The organism is Methylobacterium sp. NMS14P, from assembly GCF_028583545.1.
Classification (GTDB): Bacteria; Pseudomonadota; Alphaproteobacteria; order Rhizobiales; family Beijerinckiaceae; genus Methylobacterium.
In genome coordinates this window covers 152,917-168,696 of sequence record NZ_CP087106.1, presented here as the reverse complement: position 1 = coordinate 168,696, position 15,780 = coordinate 152,917, and the positions used below count along the sequence as shown (strand labels likewise).

Sequence of the window (15,780 nt, the reverse complement as noted above, 5' to 3'; positions counted from 1 at the left end):
CCGCCCGCGGCGAGCCCGACGGCTCAGGCGTTGGTGCTGAGGCGCTTGAGGTCGGCGTCGACCATCTCGGTGATCAGCGCCTCGAGGCTGGTCTCGGCCTCCCAGCCGAACGTTGCCTTGGCCTTGGCGGGGTTGCCCAGCAACACCTCGACCTCCGCCGGGCGGAACAGCGCCGGGTCGACGATCAGGTGGTCGTCCACCTTCAGGCCGACGTGCTTGAACGCGATCTCACACATGTCCCGGACCGTCGTGGTCCGGCCGGTGGCGATCACGTAGTCGTCCGGGCGGTCCTGCTGCAGCATCAGCCACATCGCCTGCACGTAATCCCGGGCATGGCCCCAGTCGCGCTTGGCGTCGATGTTGCCAAGCCGCAGCTCCTTCTGCTTGCCGAGCTTGATCCGCGCCACCGCGTCGGTGACCTTGCGGGTGACGAACTCGACGCCGCGCAGCGGGCTCTCGTGGTTGAACAGGATGCCGTTCGACGCGTGCAGCCCGAAGCTCTCGCGGTAGTTGATGGTCATCCAGTGCGCGTAGAGCTTGGCCACACCGTAGGGCGAGCGCGGGTAGAACGGCGTCGACTCGCTCTGCTTGGCCTCCTGGATCAGGCCGAACATCTCGGAGGTCGAGGCCTGGTAGTAGCGCGCTTGGGGCGCCGCCGAGCGCAGGCATTCCAGCATGTGCACCGCGCCGAGGCCGGTGACCTGCCCGGTGAGCAGCGGCTGCTGCCAGGACGAGGTCACGAAGGACTGGGCGGCGAGGTTGTAGATCTCGTCGGGCTTCGTGGCCTGGACGATGCGCAGCAGCGCGGACTGGTCGAGCAGGTTGCCGTCGACCAGCTCGACATCGTCGAGGATGCCGAGCCACTTCAACCGGTGATCGAAGACGCCGGCGTGGCTGGAGCGCCGCACGATGCCGGTGACGGCGTAGCCCTTCTGCAGGAGCAGCTGCGCCAGATACGCGCCGTCCTGGCCCGTCACACCCGTGATCAGCGCTCGCTTGGCCGTCATGAACCCGTCCCGTCCCGATGATGCCCGGCTGCTACGACCGCAACCGGCCGCGCGTCAAGGCGAGGTGTCGACATCAGTATTGTGCCAAGCAAGCTGTGCCGGACGGGCACATCACCAGACTAGCGTCGCAGGGGTACAACCATCCGCAACGGTTGTGCGGCATCTGCGCGGCGTGGCTAAGTTCGCGCGAGCCAGTCCGCCACGCCGCCGAGAGAGCGGAATTCCTCGACGGCGTGGACGCGCGCTGCCGGGAGCGCGGCCCGGGCCATCGTGGCGAGCGCGTGGCCAGGCCCGAGTTCGAGCACGCGGTCCGCGCCGTACTCGCGGCACGCCTCCAGGCAGGCGGCCCAGTCGATCGTGCGCGAGATCTGGAGCGCCAGCTTCTCCCGACCGTCCGCGTCGCGGAACACCGTGCTCCCGTCCAGCCCGCTGACCAGCCGCGGCGCGCGGGGCGGCGGGCGGAGCGGCGACACGGCGGCGAGGGCGTCCCGGAAGGCTGCCGTCGCGGCGTCGAGCAGCGGCGTGTGCGACGGCGTGTGGACCGGCAGGACCACGGCCCGCTGCGCGCCCGAGGCGGCCGCCTCCCGGCACAGTGCCTCGAGCGCCGCGCGCGAACCGCCGACGACGCCGCTGTCGGCCGCGTTGCGGATGGCGAGGTGGCAGCCGTGGCGCGCCGCGAGATCTCCGAGCGCGTCGAGGCTCAGGCCGCGGATCCCCGCCAGCCCGAACCCCGCGCCGGAGGCCGCGTCCATGACCTCCGCCCGCCGGGCCGCCAGGGCCAGCACGTCCGCGGGGTCGAGGCGCCCGGCGACGCCCCATGCCGCGAGATCGCCGATGCTGTAGCCGGCCACGATCGACCGGTCCGGCTCCGCTTCGGCCAGGGCTCGCCACGCCGCCAGGGCGGCGACGCAGCACAGGATCTGGCCGGTCCTATTCGCGTGCAGGTTGTCGCCGCCCGCGCGGACAAGCTCGCGCGGGTCGGCGCCGCCGAGGACCGGTCTGGCGGCCGCGAACACGTCCTGAGCCGCCGGATGATCGGCCGTGAGGTCGAACATAGCCGGGTGCTGACCGCCCTGGCCGGAGAGGAGGATCGCGACGGTCATGCCGCGCCCGGACCGCGGAGGCCCGCGACCGGCCGCAGAAGCAGCCGGTCCAGGCTCTTGGCGAGCACCGAACCGTCCTCCGGCGCGTCGCGCAGCTCGCGCCAATGCAGACCGGCGCCGTCCGGCAGCAGGATCTCGCCGTCGATGCCCATCGGCGCCGTCTCCGCCACGGCGGCGATGCCGTCGAGAAGGCCGACCGGCACCGGTGCCGTGCATCGCCAGAGCAAGTCGAGGTCGGAGGTGGCGCTCAGGTAGGTCAGGCCCGTCACAGCTTGCCAGAGGAGGCTGCCGAAGGGGCGCGGAACGAGGCCGTGCCGTCGGCCGAGTGCCGTCAGCGCGTCGAGCGCCGCGCCCCAGGCCGCCGGCGCGTGAATGGCGGCCTCGGCGAGTGTCACCACCGGAGCGGGCGACAGCGCGGATACCGGCAGCGCGAGCCTGATCCGCCGCTTGCCGTCCGCGGGCGGCAGCGGCAGGCCGAGCGGCACCGCGTCGCCGGTCTCTCCGGGGACGCGGCGGCGGACGATCAGCGGCAGGCCCAAATTCGCCCAGTCCTCGAGATGCGGGACGTCGCCGAGATCGGGCCGGTCCGCGCGCCACGCCGCCCAGGCCGCCGGGTCGACCCGGACGAGATCGTGGCGTCGGAGAGGCTCAGCCAAGGCGGGCTTGTTCGATGACGGCCGCCGCGACGGCGCGGGCGACCGGGCGACCGCCCCGCTCGGCGCCCAGCCGGTCGCGGACGTCCTCCGCCGGCAGGGTGTCGATCACCGCGCGGATCTGGCCCTCGAGGGGCCGGTCCGGGTCCAGAACCACGTGGACGGCGCCGGTCGCCACCATGTTGTCGAGGCCGGGCGCGAAGACGGGCGTCGACTTCGCCATGTCCTTCAGCGTGTCGAGGGGCAGCTTGGTCACCCGGGCGACCGACGGCAGGTCCATCACACTCGGATTCGCCCCGGGCAGGGCCGCGAGGACCCGCGTCGCGAGGGCCGTGGCGATGAAGGCGCCGGCGGCCGAGTGGCCGTAGATCAGCCCGATCGTCGGATGGCCCGACCGGTCGGCCAGGAGCAGCGCCTTGGCGAGGTGCGCGAGGCACTCGTTGAGGCCCAGCAGCTCGTCGCGGCGGCTCATGCGCTGGCTGTCGGAATCCACCGCCACGAGGATCGGCGCGCGGTCGCCGGCCCGCACGGCGTCGAGCACGGCGCGCGACAGGACGAGCGCCCCGTCGACGCCCAGCGGCGTGTCGCCGTCGACGCCGACCACGTGCATCCGGCCGCCCGCGAAGGGACCGGTGCCGGTCACGAGGCCGTCGCGCACCGCGACCGCGTGGCCCTGCGGGAACAGGGATGCGAGGATCTCAGCGAGCGTCATGGTCGGCCTCCGGGCTCCGGGCCACGGTCTCGTCGAAGGCGGCCGTGTCCATCGCGGGCACGGATTCGGGATCGTTCACGCCGAGGCGCGCCCAGACATCCGTGGCGTCGCGGCAGTCGCCGAACCGGTCGATCCGGGCCTCCAGGCGCGCCTGCTCGGCCTCCAGAGTGTCCAGGTCGAGGGCCGGCGCGCGGCCGACGAGGTCGCGGGCGGCCGCGCGGAAGGCCGCGACCGTGTCGGCGCAGAACGCGTCGGCGCCCCCGATCAGGCGGCGGTGCTTGCCGCCCATGGTCCGCCAGACCAGCGCCCGGTCGCGGGAATCGAACTCCTCGGCGCCCTTGTTGGTCTCGATCACCTCGGGGCCGGAGACCGAGATGCGCCCGCCCTCCGACACGGCGAGCCGCGAGCAGGTGCCGGCGATCAGGCCGCCGCCGCCGTAGCAGCCGGCCCGCCCGCCGATCAGCCCGACGACCGGGATGCCGGCCGCGCGGACGTCGACGATGGCCCGCATGGTCTCGGCGATGGCCGTCTCGCCGGCATTGGCCTCCTGCAGGCGGACGCCGCCGGTGTCGAACAGGATCAGGACCGCCCTCGGCTTCAGCTCCAGGGCCGCCCGGAGCAGGCCGACCAGCTTGCCCCCGTGCACCTCGCCGAAGGCGCCGCCCATGAAGCGGCCCTCCTGGGCGGCGACCAGGACCGGGTCGCCGTCGAGGCGCGCGCTTCCGACCACGATGCCGTCGTCGAAGGCGCGGGGCAGGTCGAAGAGCGGCAGGTGCGGGCTCATGCGCCGCTCGGTCGGCGGCAGGATTTCGCGGAAGCTGCCCGGATCGGTCAGCGCCAGCACGCGCTGGCGGGCGGTGGCCTCGTACCAGCTCAGGGCGTCCGGATCGAAGCTGGCGGCGCGGTCGGCAGCCATGGTCAGGCCTCCATCAGCCGCGCGCCCTGGAGCAGGCGCAGCGACACGGTGTCGGGGCGGGCGCCGCCGTCGTTGATGCTGATGCGGAGGCCGCCGGGCTGCGCCCGGGCGACGAAATCGGCCACCACCGCCTCCCAGACGTCGCCGTAGCCGGCGATCGGGGTCTCGATGGCCACCTCGCAGGCATCCGGCGGCAGGACCCGCTCCAGCAGGATCTCCAGGTTGCCGGACGCCACGACGCCGGTGATCGCGCTCGGCGCCGAGCCGGTGAGCGGCTTCTTCGTGGTGTGGCGGAAGGTCAGGGATTCCATCGCCGGCTCCTCGAGTGCGGATACGTCATCGCGCGACGCTCACCAGTTCCGGAACCGGGCCGGCGGCTCGTAGAGCCCGCCGGACCAGTGCACGAGATCCTTGATCGACTTCGCGGCGAGCAGCGCGCGGTCGGCGTCGAGGGGCTCGATGCCGAGATCCTCCGGGCGGCGGATGACGCCCCGGGCGCGCAGCTCCTCGACCTTCGCCCGGTCGCGGCCGCGACCGACCTCGGTGTAGCCGGCCACGCCGCGGATCGCCTGCTCGCGCTCGTCCGCGTCCCGGCAGAGCAGCAGGTTGGCGATGCCCTCCTCGGTGACGATGTGGGTCACGTCGTCGGCGTAGATCATCACCGGCGCCAGCTCGAGGCCGATCTTCCTCGCCAGTTCGAGGGCGTCGAGCTTCTCCACGAAGGTCGGGACCAGCTTGTCGCCGAAGGTCTCGACCAGCTGCACCACGAGCTTGCGCCCGCGCATCAGCGCCGGGTCGCCGACGATCTCGCCCTCGCGGCCGGCCTTCATCCAGGCGTCGGAGGGGTGGCGGCGGCCGTGCGGGTCCGAGCCCATGTTGGGCGCCCCGCCGAAGCCCGCCACCCGCGACTGGGTGATGGTCGAGGAATGGCCCATCAGGTCGATCTGGAGCGTCGCGCCGATGAACATGTCGCAGGCGTAGAGGCCGGCGGTCTGGCAGAACGCCCGGTTCGAGCGGAGGCTCCCGTCGGCGCCGGTGAAGAAGACGTCGGGCCGCTCCCGGATGTAGCGGTCCATCCCGACCTCGGAGCCGAAGCAGTGGACCTGCTTGACCCAGCCGGACTCGATCGCCGGGATGAGGGTCGGGTGCGGGTTGAGCGCCCAGTGGGTGGCGATCTTGCCCCTGAGGCCGAGCCTCTCGCCGTAGGTCGGCAGCAGCAGCTCGATCGCCGCCGTGCCGAACCCGATGCCGTGGTTGAGCCGCTTGATGCCGTACTCGGCGTAGATCCCCTTGATCGCCATCATGGCGATCAGGATCTGCGTCTCGGTCATCGCCGCCGGGTCGCGGGTGAAGAGCGGCTCCACGTAGAAGGGCTTGTCGGCCTCGACCACGAAGTCGATCCGGTCGCCCGGGATGTCGACCCGCGGGACCGTGTCGACGATCTCGTTGACCTGCGCGACCACGACACCGTTCTTGAAGGCGGTCGCCTCCACGACGGTCGGCGTGTCCTCGGTGTTCGGCCCCGTATACAGGTTGCCGTTCCGGTCGGCCGAGACGCCCGCGATCAGCGCCACGTTGGGCGTCAGGTCGACGAAGTAGCGGGCGAACAGCTCCAGGTAAGTGTGGACCGCCCCGAGCTCGATCTGGCCGCCGTAGAGCATCTTGGCGATGCGGGCGCCCTGCGGACCCGAGTACGAGTAGTCGAGCCGCTTGGCGATCCCGGTCTCGAACACGTCGAGGTGCTCGGGCAGCACGATCCCCGACTGGACCATGTGCAGGTCGTGGATCTTCCCGGGATCGCAGGCGCTCAGGCCGCGGGCGAGGCAGTCGGCCTGCTTCTGGTTGTCGCCCTCGAGGCAGACGCGGTCGCCGGGCCGGAGGATCGCCTCCAGCAGGTCGACCACGGAACCGGCCGGCACGACCTTGCCGTCCGCGTGGGCGCGCCCCGCCGCGATGCGCGCGTCGCGCGCCTGCCTCTCACCGCGCCACTCGCCCATCCGCGTGCTCCAACCGGTGTACCGAACGTCACATAGCCGCCGTTCCGGTATTTTCAAACCCGTCTCAATCACAGTTTCGTATACCGGATTGCGGTTCTGTCAATATCTTGCATACTTTCCGCAACAATTCAGAGACCGACCCGGGAAGGAAACGCTCCATGACGCACGCGTCCACAGGGCCGCAGGATGCGGTCGGAGGAACCGCTCCATCGAAGGGGCAACGCCGATGATCGTCCTCGGTGTCGCCCTGCTCGCCGCCTGCACGCTGATCGGCGTGTATCTCGGTGACCTCCTCGGCCTCGCCCTCGGCGTGAAGGCCAATGTCGGCGGTGTCGGCATCGCCATGATCCTGCTCATCGCCGCGCGCCTGTGGCTGTCCCGGCGGGGCCGCCTGACCAAGGGCGTCCAGTTCGGCGTCGAGTTCTGGGCGGGGATGTACATCCCGATCGTGGTCGCCATGGCGGCCCAGCAGAACGTCGTCGCGGCCGTGAGCGGCGGCCCGATCGTGCTGATCGCGGCGACCGGCTCCCTGGTCCTGTGCTTCGGCGCCGTCGCCCTGCTCAGCCGGATCGGCCGGCGCGATCCCGGCGGCGGCGCCGTCGCGCACGGCGGCTCCGTGATCGGCGGCGACGCCGAGCCCGACGCGGTCGCGCCGGCCGCCGTGCCCGTCGCCAGGAAGGTGTGAACGCCATGGGACACGACATCTGGCACGGCATCGAGCACGTCTTCGTCGAGCAGAGCCTCGTGGCCGCCTTCGCGGTGGTCGGCGCGCTGATCCTGGTCTCGAACCTCGCTGCCAAGCACCTCACCAACGGTCGCGTCCACGGCTCCGCGATCGCGATCGTGCTGGGGCTGGTGCTCGCCTACGCCGGCGGGCTCTACACGGGCGGGAGGAAGGGCCTCGCCGACATCCCGGCGCTCGCCGGGATCGGCCTCATGGGCGGGGCGATGCTGCGCGACTTCGCCATCGTCGCCACGGCCTTCGAGGTCGACGTGATCGAGGCGCGGCGCGCGGGCCTGCTGGGTGTCCTGGCGCTCGCGCTGGGCACGATCCTGCCGTTCATCGTCGGCACCCTGACCGCCGTGGCCTTCGGCTACCACGACGCGGTCTCGATCACGACGATCGGCGCTGGGGCGATCACCTACATCGTCGGGCCCGTCACCGGCGCGGCGATCGGCGCGGATTCCACCGTGATGGCGTTGTCCATCGCCACCGGTGTGACGAAGGCGGTCATGGTGATGGTCGGGACGCCCCTGGTGGCCCGGCTGATCGGCCTCGACAACCCGCGCTCGGCCATGGCGTATGGCGGCCTGATGGGCACGGTCAGCGGGGTCGCGGGCGGCCTCGCGGCGACCGATCCGAAGCTCGTCCCCTACGGCGCGCTGACGGCGACGTTCCACACCGGCATCGGCTGCCTCGTCGGACCCTCGATCCTGTTCCTGACGGTGCGGGCCCTGGTCGGCTGACGCGCCGGCTCACCGGCCTCCCGGCCGAAAAGCGGATCGGCACGCGCGGATTAGGGTATGGTCCCGCATCGTCTTCCCGAGGACTGGCAGGCGCCGCTCACGGGACGCTCGAGGAACGGCGCATGCACGGCGACTTCCAGAAGATCGACAGCGGGCTGCTCTCGGACCGGATCCGCGACGCACTCACCGACGCCATCGCGTCGGGGACGATCGCGGCCGGCACGGCCCTCGACGAGCAGAACCTGGCCGATCGCTACGGCGCGTCGCGCACGCCCGTCCGGGAAGCGCTGCGCCAGCTCGCGGCCTCGGGGCTCGTCGAGATCCGGCCCCGCCGGGGCGTGGTGGTGGCGCGCCTGACGCCGCAGCGGATCGCCGACATGTTCGAGACGACCGCCGAGATCGAGGCGATGTGCGCCCGGCTCGCCACCTATCGGATGACGCCCCTGGAGCGCGGGGAGCTGATGGAGCTCCACGAGGAGTCGGCCAAGGCGGTCGAGGCGGGCGACGTCGACGCCTACGACCGGTTCAACCGCGCCTTCCACGAGGCGCTCTACACGGCGACCCACAACGGCTTCATGGCCGAGCAGGCTCTGGCGATCCGCGAGCGGCTCGCCGCGTTCCGGCGCACGCAGCTCCGCCACGCCGACCGGATCCGCCGCTCGCGGGAGGAGCACGGCGAGATCCTGGCGGCGATCGCCGAGGGGGACGGCGAGACGGCCGCCCGGCGGATGCGCGCCCACATGCTCCGGGCCGCGGCGGCGCTGGGGCGCTACATCGCCGAGACGGAGTGACGGGCCGGCGCGGGCTCAGAGCCGCGCGACGGCGTCGCCCACCGTGGACCGGTAGGGCGTCGTCGGCCTGCCGATCAGCGCGCTCAGCTGACGCGTGTCGTCGTTGAGGGCGCCGCGGGCCGCGGCCGCGTCCGAGTCGGCGAGCAGCGCCGTGAAGTCCGCCGGCATCCCGGCGGCGACCAGCGCCGCCTCGTACTCGGCCTGCGGCAGATCGCGGTACGCGACCGGCTTGCGGGCGGCCGCAGCGATCGCCGCGGCGAACTCGGTCAGCGTGTAGGCCTCGTCGCCCGCCAGCTCGTAGACGCGGCCGCCCTGCCCCTCGCCGGTGAGAACCGCCGCCGCCGCCTCGGCGTAGTCGGCCCGCGCGGCCGAAGCGATCCGCCCGTCGCCCGCGCAGCCGAGGACGGCCCCGTGGGCGAGCGCCGGCGCGATGCCGGCGGCGTAGTTCTCCGTGTACCAGCCGTTGCGCAACACGGCGAACGGCACGCCGGAGGCTTCGAGCAGACGCTCGGTTCGACGATGCTCCTCGGCCAGGGCGAGGGCCGAAGTGTCGGCGTGCAGGACGCTCGTGTAGGCGATGAAGTCGACGCCGGCCCGCTTGGCGCTGTCGATGACGTTGCGATGCTGCGCAACCCGCCGGCCGATCTCGCTCGACGAGATCAGCAGGAGACGCTCGATGCCCTGGAACGCCGCGTCCAGGCTCGCCGGGTCCGCGTAGTCGGCCCGTCGGACGGCGACCCCCAGGCTTCGCAGGCCGCGCGCCGCGTCGCCCTCGGCGTCGCGCGCGCCGGCCACCACCGCGGCGGCCGGCACGCGCTCCAGCAGCGCCGTGATGACTTGGCGGCCGAGCTGGCCCGTGGCCCCTGTCACGAAGTAGGTCGGCTGACTGGTCGGGCTCATGCTCGCTCCTTGAGGTTCAATCCCGGAACAAGGTCACTAGATGAGACCGTAGGGGTGGTGAAGGAGGCAGGATTTTGGGACCAGGTTACTCGGAGGAGACCGCCGTGCCGCCCGCCCGCCTCGAGCTGGCGGCCAAGTACGCGGCGTGGCAGGCCGGCACCCTCGATCCGGCGGCGTGCCCGGTCCGGGACGTGCTGGACCGGGTCGGCGACAAGTGGTCGATGCTGCTCCTGATCGCCCTTGCCGACGGGCCGCACCGGTTCAGCGCCCTCCTCCGCACGCTGCCCGACATCTCGAAACGGATGCTGACGCAGACGCTGCGGGACCTGGAGCGGAACGGTTTCGTCGCGCGGACGGTGTTCCCGACGAAGCCGCCCAGCGTCGAGTACCGGCTCACGGATCTCGGGGTCGCGCTGCTCGAGCCGCTCGCGCGCCTCGTCCAATGGGCGGAGGAGAGCCACGGCGCCATCCAGGCGGCGCGCACCCGGTTCGACGCGACTCCCTCCTAGAGCCGGTCCCGATCAAGGTGAGGCGGAGGCGCGCTGAGCCCGTGCCGCACGGGGCGCGTCGATCTCGGGCTCGATCCTGAGACTTCTCGGCCCTCACCCCGGCCCTCTCCCGCACGGCGGAGGGGGCATGGCGCGGCTGTCTCGACCGGGATCGTCGTCCTTCCCGACCGTCGCAAGACGATCGGGAACCGCTCTCGAAGAGTCGCGCGCGGCCTGTCTCGGTTCCACTCGGACGTCGGCCCACGCGAAGCCCGTCCGCGCACCGAGGGTCAGGCCCGCGGCGCCGACCCGCCGAGGGCGTCGGCGAGCCTCCCGATATGCTCGGCCGCCCGACCGATCCCGAACGCGGCCCGCTCGGCATCCTCCGCCCGCCCCCGCTCCGCGGTCTCGGCGGCGGCGCGCAGCTCCGCGACGTCGCCTTCCAGCGCCGCGATCCGCGAACGCAGCTCCGCGAGCTCGTCGGCGATGGTCAGCGCCGCCATGACCTGCAGGCGCATGTCGCCGATCTCGCCGAAGCTCTTGCGCATCTCGGCGATGCGCCCGTCGAGGGTGGCGGCGAGACCCGTGAGATGCGCCTCCTCCCCCGCGCCGCAGGCCATGCGGTAGCTGCGGCCGTCGATGGTCACGTTGATCTGCGGCAAGGGTGGCTCCGCTGGTCGCTCCGACGGGCGTGGGCGGTGGGGTCAGGCGCGTCCGAGCACATCCTGAACGGTCTCGATGGCCCGGTCGAGCCGGTGCCCGACCTCCCCGGTCGTCGCCGAGACCGTGGCGAGGCGGGCGCTCGCCGCGTCGAGGGCGGCGGCGAGCCGGGCCCGATCCTCGTCCATCAGGGCGAGTTCCGCGTCCCGGTCGTCGGGCTGCGCGTCGGTCTCGAGGCGGTGCTGGACGACGGCGTCGAGGCGGTTGATCGCCGCTTCGAGCCGGCTGAGCGCATCGTCGATGGAACGGGTCTCGGTCTCGTCGGCCATGGTTCTTCGTCTACCCCGAGGCGAAGCTTTCCGTCGAATGCAGGCGAAATTCCAGCGCGAAAACGCGTTCGATCCCCGATCTGCCCGTTGGCCGAATGGATTGTCGCGACTCCTGTTTATTGGTCGGTGGATCGAAGGTCTTTGTCACAGCGACGCGTTTGACAGGTCGAGGCTCCATGCTAGACAGCCGCGCGATCCCGAGAGGGACCGCGCGAGACATGCCGGAGGGCCGGTCCGCGACAGTTCCGAGGCCTCAGCCGACACCGTCCGATCCGACGGTCACGGGCGTGGAAGCCCGGCCTCTCCCGGTCCGGTTCATCGCAGGTTCAAACCCGCCCGCCCAGATCCCGCCCGGCCCGGCCCGGACGGTACGGCGGGCCGCCGAGACCGCTCCGCGGACCGCCCCGAGGTCCGGCGGGCGGCGAGCCGCATCAGGAAGGAGTCACGCCGTGACGAAGGTTGCCATCAACGGGTTCGGACGCATCGGCCGCAACGTCCTGCGGGCGATCGCGGAAGCCGGCCGCAGCGACATCGAGGTCGTGGCGATCAACGATCTCGGCCCGGTGGAGACCAACGCCCACCTGCTCCGCTACGACTCGGTGCACGGCCGCTTCCCCGGCGAGGTGGCGGTGGACGGCGAGTTCCTGGTGGTGAACGGCAAGCGCATCAAGGTCACGGCCGTGCGCAACCCGGCCGAGCTGCCGCACCGCGACCTCGGCGTCGACATCGCGCTCGAGTGCACCGGCATCTTCACCTCGAAGGACAAGGCCAAGGCCCATCTCGACGCCGGCGCCAAGCGCGTCCTCGTCTCGGCCCCGGCCGACGGCGCCGACCTGACGGTGGTCTACGGCGTCAACCATGACAAGCTCACCAGCGAGCACCACGTCGTGTCGAACGCCTCCTGCACCACGAACTGCCTCGCCCCGGTCGCGCAGGTGCTGGACGCGGCGGTCGGCATCGAGCGCGGCTTCATGACCACGATCCACTCCTACACCAACGACCAGCCCTCGCTGGACCAGATGCACAAGGATCTCTACCGGGCCCGCGCCGCGGCGCTCTCGATGATCCCGACCTCGACCGGCGCCGCCAAGGCCGTCGGCCTCGTGCTCCCCGAGCTGAAGGGCAAGCTCGACGGCACCGCGATCCGCGTGCCGACCCCGAACGTCTCGGCGGTGGACCTCGTGTTCACGGCCAAGCGCGCGACCACGGTCCAGGAGATCAACGACGCGATCAAGGCCGCGGCCGCGGGCCCGCTGAAGGGCGTGCTCGGCGTCACCGACCGGCCGAACGTCTCGATCGACTTCAACCACGATCCGCACTCGTCGACCTTCCACCTCGACCAGACCAAGGTCATGGACGGCGTGCTGGTGCGCATTCTGACTTGGTACGACAACGAGTGGGGCTTCTCGAACCGCATGGCCGACACGGCCGTGGCGATGGCCAAGCTCATCTGAGCCGGACTGCAGCGGCCGCCGCCTCCCGAGGGGTCGGCGGCCGCACCTCTCTTCGGACGGCCTATCTTCGAACCAGGGACTCTCCAGGGATGACCGACGCTTCGCAGGGCACGTCGAGCGGGCCGGCTGCCGTGCCGCCCGCCCCCAGGCCGGCTCCGCCGCCGCCCACCGCACCCGCCGTGGCACCGACCGCGGCACCCGCATCCTCCGCGGTCCCGTCGCACGCGCTCCCGGCCAACCAGCTCTTCGATCAGCTCGCGCGCATCGAGGACAAGTGCTCGCGCATCGAGGACAAGTACGCCCGCTCCGAGGCGCTGCTGTCCCGGGTCGAGGACAAGGTCGAGAACGCCGCGAACCGGATGAACGAATCCGCGCGCCAGTCCGACCTCGCGGCGCTCCGGACGGAGATGCGCGGCCTCGCCGAGCGCACCCGGCGCCTGCCCGGGACCGGCGCCCTGGTCCTCACCGCCGTGATCACCGCCATCCTCACCGTCGTCCTGATGGTCGCCGTCCAGCGGCTCAATCTCGACCGCCTGCTGCCGCAGCGGGCCACCATCGGCACCACCGCGCAGTAATCGCCCTCGCCCCGCACAGGACCGCACCAGACCGCATGAGCGCCTTCCGCACCCTCGACGACGCCGGCTCCCTCAAGGGCAAGCGGGTCCTCATGCGCGTCGACCTGAACGTGCCCATGGAGAGCGGGCGGGTGACCGACGCGACCCGCATCGAGCGCGTCGCGCCGACGATCCGCGAGGTCGCCGAGCAGGGCGCCAGGGTGATCCTGCTCGCCCATTTCGGCCGGCCGAAGGGCAAGCGCGAGCCGAAGGATTCGCTGGAGCCGGTGGTTCCCGCCCTCGGCAACGCCCTCGGGCGCAGCGTCGCCTTCGCGGCGGACTGCGTCGGCGACGCGGCCGCGCAGGCGGTGGCGGCCCTGAAGGACGGTGACGTCCTCCTCCTCGAGAACACCCGCTACCACGCGGGTGAGGAGAAGAACGACGCGGCCTTCGCGGACGCCCTGGCGGCGAACGGTGACGTCTACGTCAACGAGGCGTTCTCGGCGGCCCACCGCGCCCACGCGTCGACCGAGGGTCTGGCGCACCGGCTGCCGGCCTACGCGGGCCGCGAGATGCAGGCCGAGCTCGACGCGTTGACCAAGGGCCTGGAATCGCCCCAGCGCCCGGTGATCGCGCTGGTCGGCGGCGCCAAGGTCTCGTCGAAGATCGATCTCCTGGAGAACCTCGTCGCCAAGGTCGACATGCTGGTGATCGGCGGCGGCATGGCCAACACCTTCCTGCACGCGCAGGGCAAGGCGGTGGGCAAGTCCCTCTGCGAGAAGGATCTCGCCGAGACAGCCACGCGCATCCTGGCGGCGGCCGAGAAGGCCGGGTGCCGGATCATCCTGCCGGTCGACGCGGTCGCCGCGAGCGAGTTCAAGGCGCAGGCCCCCCACGAGACCGTGCCGGTGGGCGCCGTGCCGGACGCGAGCATGATCCTCGATGCCGGCCCGCGCTCGGTCGCCGAGATCAACGCCGCCATCGACGGGGCCAAGACCCTGGTGTGGAACGGCCCGCTCGGCGCCTTCGAGCTCGCCCCGTTCGACGCCGCGACCGTGGCCGCCGCCAAGCACGCGGCCGCGCGGACGAAGGACGGGCAGCTCGTCTCGGTGGCGGGCGGCGGCGACACCGTGGCCGCGCTCAACCACGCCGGCGTGGCGCAGGACTTCACCTACGTGTCGACCGCCGGCGGCGCCTTCCTCGAGTGGCTGGAAGGCAAGGCCCTCCCGGGGGTCGAGGCGCTGCGGGCGAAGGGCTGAAAGGGCGCCTTGCTCTCCTCCCCCTGCTGCCCGACCCTGTCTATACTGCCGGCCTTCATCGGCCGGGGGGCCGAGTCGATGGGTGACGACGTGGAGAGCGCGACCTTCGAGATCCTGAAGGGCATCCGGGCGAGCTTGGCGGATCTGTGGCCCGAGACGGTCGTGATGATGCGCGCCACGGCGGGCGACCTCGACGCGCGGGTCGGCGAGGTCGAGGAGCGCGTCGCGGCCCCGGAGAGCCGGACCGGGCGAGGATCATCCGCCGAAAGAATGCCCTGCGCCGCGTCGGAGATTGACCGAGAGCAGGGCACTCGGCAGAGCGACACGATACAGCTCAGCTGAGGGCCACACGGCGCCTCCGGCGATCGGGCGGACGACGAAACGGGAAACGGGAAGACACGCACGATGGCACGCATCACCCTCCGGCAGCTCCTCGATCACGCCGCTGAGTACGAGTACGGCGTGCCCGCGTTCAACCTGAACAACATGGAGCAGGGGCTCGCCATCATGGCGGCCGCCGACGCCACCGACTCGCCGGTGATCCTCCAGGCGAGCCGCGGCGCCCGCGCCTACGCCAACGACGTCGTGCTGGCCAAGCTGATCGACGGCCTCGTCGAGATCTACCCGCACATCCCGGTCTGCATGCATCTCGACCACGGCAACAACGAAGCCACCTGCGCCACCGCCATCCAGTACAGCTTCACCTCGGTGATGATGGACGGCTCGCTGAAGGCCGACGGCAAGACCCCGGCCGACTACAACTACAACGTCGAGATCACCCGCAACGTGACCAAGATGGCCCACTGGGCCGGCGTCTCGGTCGAGGGCGAGCTGGGCGTGCTCGGCTCGCTGGAGAGCGGCCAGGGCGAGGCCGAGGACGGCCACGGCGCCGAGGGCACGCTGAGCCACGACCAGCTCCTGACCGACCCGGAAGAGGCGGTGAAGTTCGTCGAGGCCACCAAGGTGGACGCGCTGGCGGTGGCCATGGGCACAAGCCACGGCGCCTACAAGTTCACTCGCAAGCCCGACGGCGAGGTGCTGGCGATGAACGTGATCGAGGAGATCCACCGCCGGTTGCCGACGACCCACCTCGTCATGCACGGCTCCTCGTCGGTGCCGCAGGACCTGCAGGACATCATCAACCAGTACGGCGGCCAGATGAAGCCGACCTGGGGCGTCCCGGTCGAGGAGATCCAGCGCGGCATCAAGCACGGCGTGCGCAAGATCAACATCGACACCGACAACCGCATGGCGATGACCGGCCAGATCCGGAAGGTGCTCACCGAGAACCCGTCCGAGTTCGACCCGCGCAAGTACCTGAAGCCCGCCATGGAGGCGATGACGAAGCTCTGCAAGCAGCGCTTCGAGGAGTTCAACACCGCCGGCAAGGGCTCGAAGATCCGCCCGATCTCCGTCGCCGAGATGGCCAAGCGCTACGCCAGCGGCGCCCTCGACCCGAAGATCGGCCCGCAGTAGGCGCTGGTTGTCGG

General features: G+C 71.7%; 19 protein-coding genes. 9 read left to right on the top strand and 10 right to left on the bottom strand.

The genetic code is table 11. From position 1 onward, the window contains the following. Window positions 1-23: 23 nt before the first annotated feature. The 7 genes from gmd to mdcA form a co-directional block, all read right to left on the bottom strand. Window positions 24-1,007 (bottom strand): GDP-mannose 4,6-dehydratase, encoded by a 984-nt coding sequence (gene gmd / locus LOK46_RS00870; RefSeq protein ID WP_273562043.1) that lies wholly within the window; start codon window positions 1,005-1,007, stop codon window positions 24-26. Between the two features lie 176 nt (window positions 1,008-1,183). Further along, entirely contained in the window at window positions 1,184-2,110 is a 927-nt protein-coding gene (locus tag LOK46_RS00865) for an acyltransferase domain-containing protein (RefSeq protein ID WP_273562042.1), read from the bottom strand. After that, complete coding sequence (mdcG, locus tag LOK46_RS00860) at window positions 2,107-2,766, bottom strand: malonate decarboxylase holo-[acyl-carrier-protein] synthase (RefSeq protein WP_273562041.1); 660 nt, start codon at window positions 2,764-2,766, stop codon at window positions 2,107-2,109. Before mdcG ends, LOK46_RS00865 begins: the two co-directional genes overlap by 4 nt. Next, window positions 2,759-3,475, bottom strand: a complete 717-nt coding sequence (gene mdcE, locus LOK46_RS00855) for a biotin-independent malonate decarboxylase subunit gamma (RefSeq protein ID WP_273562040.1) — start codon at window positions 3,473-3,475, stop codon at window positions 2,759-2,761. The genes mdcG and mdcE overlap by 8 nt, the downstream gene beginning before the upstream one ends. Beyond that, on the bottom strand, window positions 3,462-4,391 hold the full coding sequence (locus LOK46_RS00850; protein ID WP_273562039.1) for a biotin-independent malonate decarboxylase subunit beta: 930 nt from the start codon (window positions 4,389-4,391) through the stop codon (window positions 3,462-3,464). The genes mdcE and LOK46_RS00850 overlap by 14 nt, the downstream gene beginning before the upstream one ends. Window positions 4,392-4,393: 2 nt before the next feature. Then, entirely contained in the window at window positions 4,394-4,702 is a 309-nt protein-coding gene (gene mdcC / locus LOK46_RS00845; protein WP_273562038.1) for a malonate decarboxylase acyl carrier protein, read from the bottom strand. A 39-nt stretch (window positions 4,703-4,741) separates the two neighbouring features. After that, window positions 4,742-6,388, bottom strand: coding sequence for a malonate decarboxylase subunit alpha (gene mdcA, locus LOK46_RS00840; protein WP_273562037.1), 1,647 nt, complete (start codon window positions 6,386-6,388; stop codon window positions 4,742-4,744). A gap of 226 nt (window positions 6,389-6,614) precedes the next feature. Between mdcA and madL the strand changes: the two genes are divergently transcribed. From madL to LOK46_RS00825, 3 genes are all read left to right on the top strand, one after another. Further along, on the top strand, window positions 6,615-7,073 hold the full coding sequence (madL, locus tag LOK46_RS00835; protein WP_273562036.1) for a malonate transporter subunit MadL: 459 nt from the start codon (window positions 6,615-6,617) through the stop codon (window positions 7,071-7,073). A gap of 17 nt (window positions 7,074-7,090) precedes the next feature. Beyond that, on the top strand, window positions 7,091-7,855 hold the full coding sequence (madM, locus tag LOK46_RS00830; protein ID WP_273564728.1) for a malonate transporter subunit MadM: 765 nt from the start codon (window positions 7,091-7,093) through the stop codon (window positions 7,853-7,855). 122 nt (window positions 7,856-7,977) lie between these two features. Continuing rightward, entirely contained in the window at window positions 7,978-8,646 is a 669-nt protein-coding gene (locus LOK46_RS00825) for a GntR family transcriptional regulator (RefSeq protein WP_273562035.1), read from the top strand. Between the two features lie 15 nt (window positions 8,647-8,661). Here the strand turns inward: LOK46_RS00825 and LOK46_RS00820 are convergent, their stop codons facing one another. Next, complete coding sequence (locus tag LOK46_RS00820; protein ID WP_273562034.1) at window positions 8,662-9,546, bottom strand: NmrA family NAD(P)-binding protein; 885 nt, start codon at window positions 9,544-9,546, stop codon at window positions 8,662-8,664. 74 nt (window positions 9,547-9,620) lie between these two features. Between LOK46_RS00820 and LOK46_RS00815 the strand changes: the two genes are divergently transcribed. Beyond that, window positions 9,621-10,055, top strand: coding sequence for a winged helix-turn-helix transcriptional regulator (locus LOK46_RS00815; RefSeq protein WP_273562033.1), 435 nt, complete (start codon window positions 9,621-9,623; stop codon window positions 10,053-10,055). Between the two features lie 269 nt (window positions 10,056-10,324). Here LOK46_RS00815 and LOK46_RS00810 read toward each other — a convergent pair whose 3' ends face one another. Both LOK46_RS00810 and LOK46_RS00805 read right to left on the bottom strand, forming a co-directional pair. After that, on the bottom strand, window positions 10,325-10,696 hold the full coding sequence (locus LOK46_RS00810) for a cell division protein ZapA (RefSeq protein WP_273562032.1): 372 nt from the start codon (window positions 10,694-10,696) through the stop codon (window positions 10,325-10,327). Window positions 10,697-10,738: 42 nt separating this feature from the next. Further along, window positions 10,739-11,023 carry a DUF4164 family protein gene (locus LOK46_RS00805; protein WP_273562031.1) on the bottom strand — a complete coding sequence of 95 codons (285 nt, stop codon included), beginning with the start codon at window positions 11,021-11,023 and terminating at the stop codon, window positions 10,739-10,741. A 449-nt stretch (window positions 11,024-11,472) separates the two neighbouring features. Between LOK46_RS00805 and gap the strand changes: the two genes are divergently transcribed. The 5 genes from gap to fba all read left to right on the top strand — a co-directional run bounded on the left by gap (window position 11,473) and on the right by fba (window position 15,766). Beyond that, window positions 11,473-12,477: a type I glyceraldehyde-3-phosphate dehydrogenase gene (gap, locus tag LOK46_RS00800; RefSeq protein ID WP_273562030.1), complete on the top strand. Its 1,005-nt coding sequence runs from the start codon at window positions 11,473-11,475 to the stop codon at window positions 12,475-12,477. A gap of 89 nt (window positions 12,478-12,566) precedes the next feature. Continuing rightward, the gene (locus LOK46_RS00795) at window positions 12,567-13,052 is read left to right on the top strand and encodes a hypothetical protein (protein ID WP_273562029.1); all 486 of its coding nucleotides are present in this window, start codon (window positions 12,567-12,569) and stop codon (window positions 13,050-13,052) included. Window positions 13,053-13,087: 35 nt separating this feature from the next. Further along, on the top strand, window positions 13,088-14,290 hold the full coding sequence (locus LOK46_RS00790) for a phosphoglycerate kinase (protein WP_273562028.1): 1,203 nt from the start codon (window positions 13,088-13,090) through the stop codon (window positions 14,288-14,290). A 9-nt stretch (window positions 14,291-14,299) separates the two neighbouring features. Beyond that, complete coding sequence (locus LOK46_RS00785; RefSeq protein WP_273562027.1) at window positions 14,300-14,632, top strand: hypothetical protein; 333 nt, start codon at window positions 14,300-14,302, stop codon at window positions 14,630-14,632. 63 nt (window positions 14,633-14,695) lie between these two features. Beyond that, the gene (gene fba / locus LOK46_RS00780) at window positions 14,696-15,766 is read left to right on the top strand and encodes a class II fructose-bisphosphate aldolase (protein WP_273562026.1); all 1,071 of its coding nucleotides are present in this window, start codon (window positions 14,696-14,698) and stop codon (window positions 15,764-15,766) included. The last annotated feature ends 14 nt before the right edge of the window (window positions 15,767-15,780 follow it).

Coding starts and splice junctions, on each gene's coding strand:
- LOK46_RS00795 (WP_273562029.1), top strand. CDS start 12,567: ATGACCGACGCTTCGCAGGGCACGTCGAGCGGGCCGGCTGCCGTGCCG.
- LOK46_RS00790 (WP_273562028.1), top strand. CDS start 13,088: ATGAGCGCCTTCCGCACCCTCGACGACGCCGGCTCCCTCAAGGGCAAG.
- mdcA (WP_273562037.1), bottom strand. CDS start 6,388: ATGGGCGAGTGGCGCGGTGAGAGGCAGGCGCGCGACGCGCGCATCGCG.
- LOK46_RS00850 (WP_273562039.1), bottom strand. CDS start 4,391: ATGGCTGCCGACCGCGCCGCCAGCTTCGATCCGGACGCCCTGAGCTGG.
- LOK46_RS00805 (WP_273562031.1), bottom strand. CDS start 11,023: ATGGCCGACGAGACCGAGACCCGTTCCATCGACGATGCGCTCAGCCGG.
- madL (WP_273562036.1), top strand. CDS start 6,615: ATGATCGTCCTCGGTGTCGCCCTGCTCGCCGCCTGCACGCTGATCGGC.
- fba (WP_273562026.1), top strand. CDS start 14,696: ATGGCACGCATCACCCTCCGGCAGCTCCTCGATCACGCCGCTGAGTAC.
- LOK46_RS00865 (WP_273562042.1), bottom strand. CDS start 2,110: ATGACCGTCGCGATCCTCCTCTCCGGCCAGGGCGGTCAGCACCCGGCT.
- mdcE (WP_273562040.1), bottom strand. CDS start 3,475: ATGACGCTCGCTGAGATCCTCGCATCCCTGTTCCCGCAGGGCCACGCG.
- mdcC (WP_273562038.1), bottom strand. CDS start 4,702: ATGGAATCCCTGACCTTCCGCCACACCACGAAGAAGCCGCTCACCGGC.
- LOK46_RS00825 (WP_273562035.1), top strand. CDS start 7,978: ATGCACGGCGACTTCCAGAAGATCGACAGCGGGCTGCTCTCGGACCGG.
- LOK46_RS00820 (WP_273562034.1), bottom strand. CDS start 9,546: ATGAGCCCGACCAGTCAGCCGACCTACTTCGTGACAGGGGCCACGGGC.
- gmd (WP_273562043.1), bottom strand. CDS start 1,007: ATGACGGCCAAGCGAGCGCTGATCACGGGTGTGACGGGCCAGGACGGC.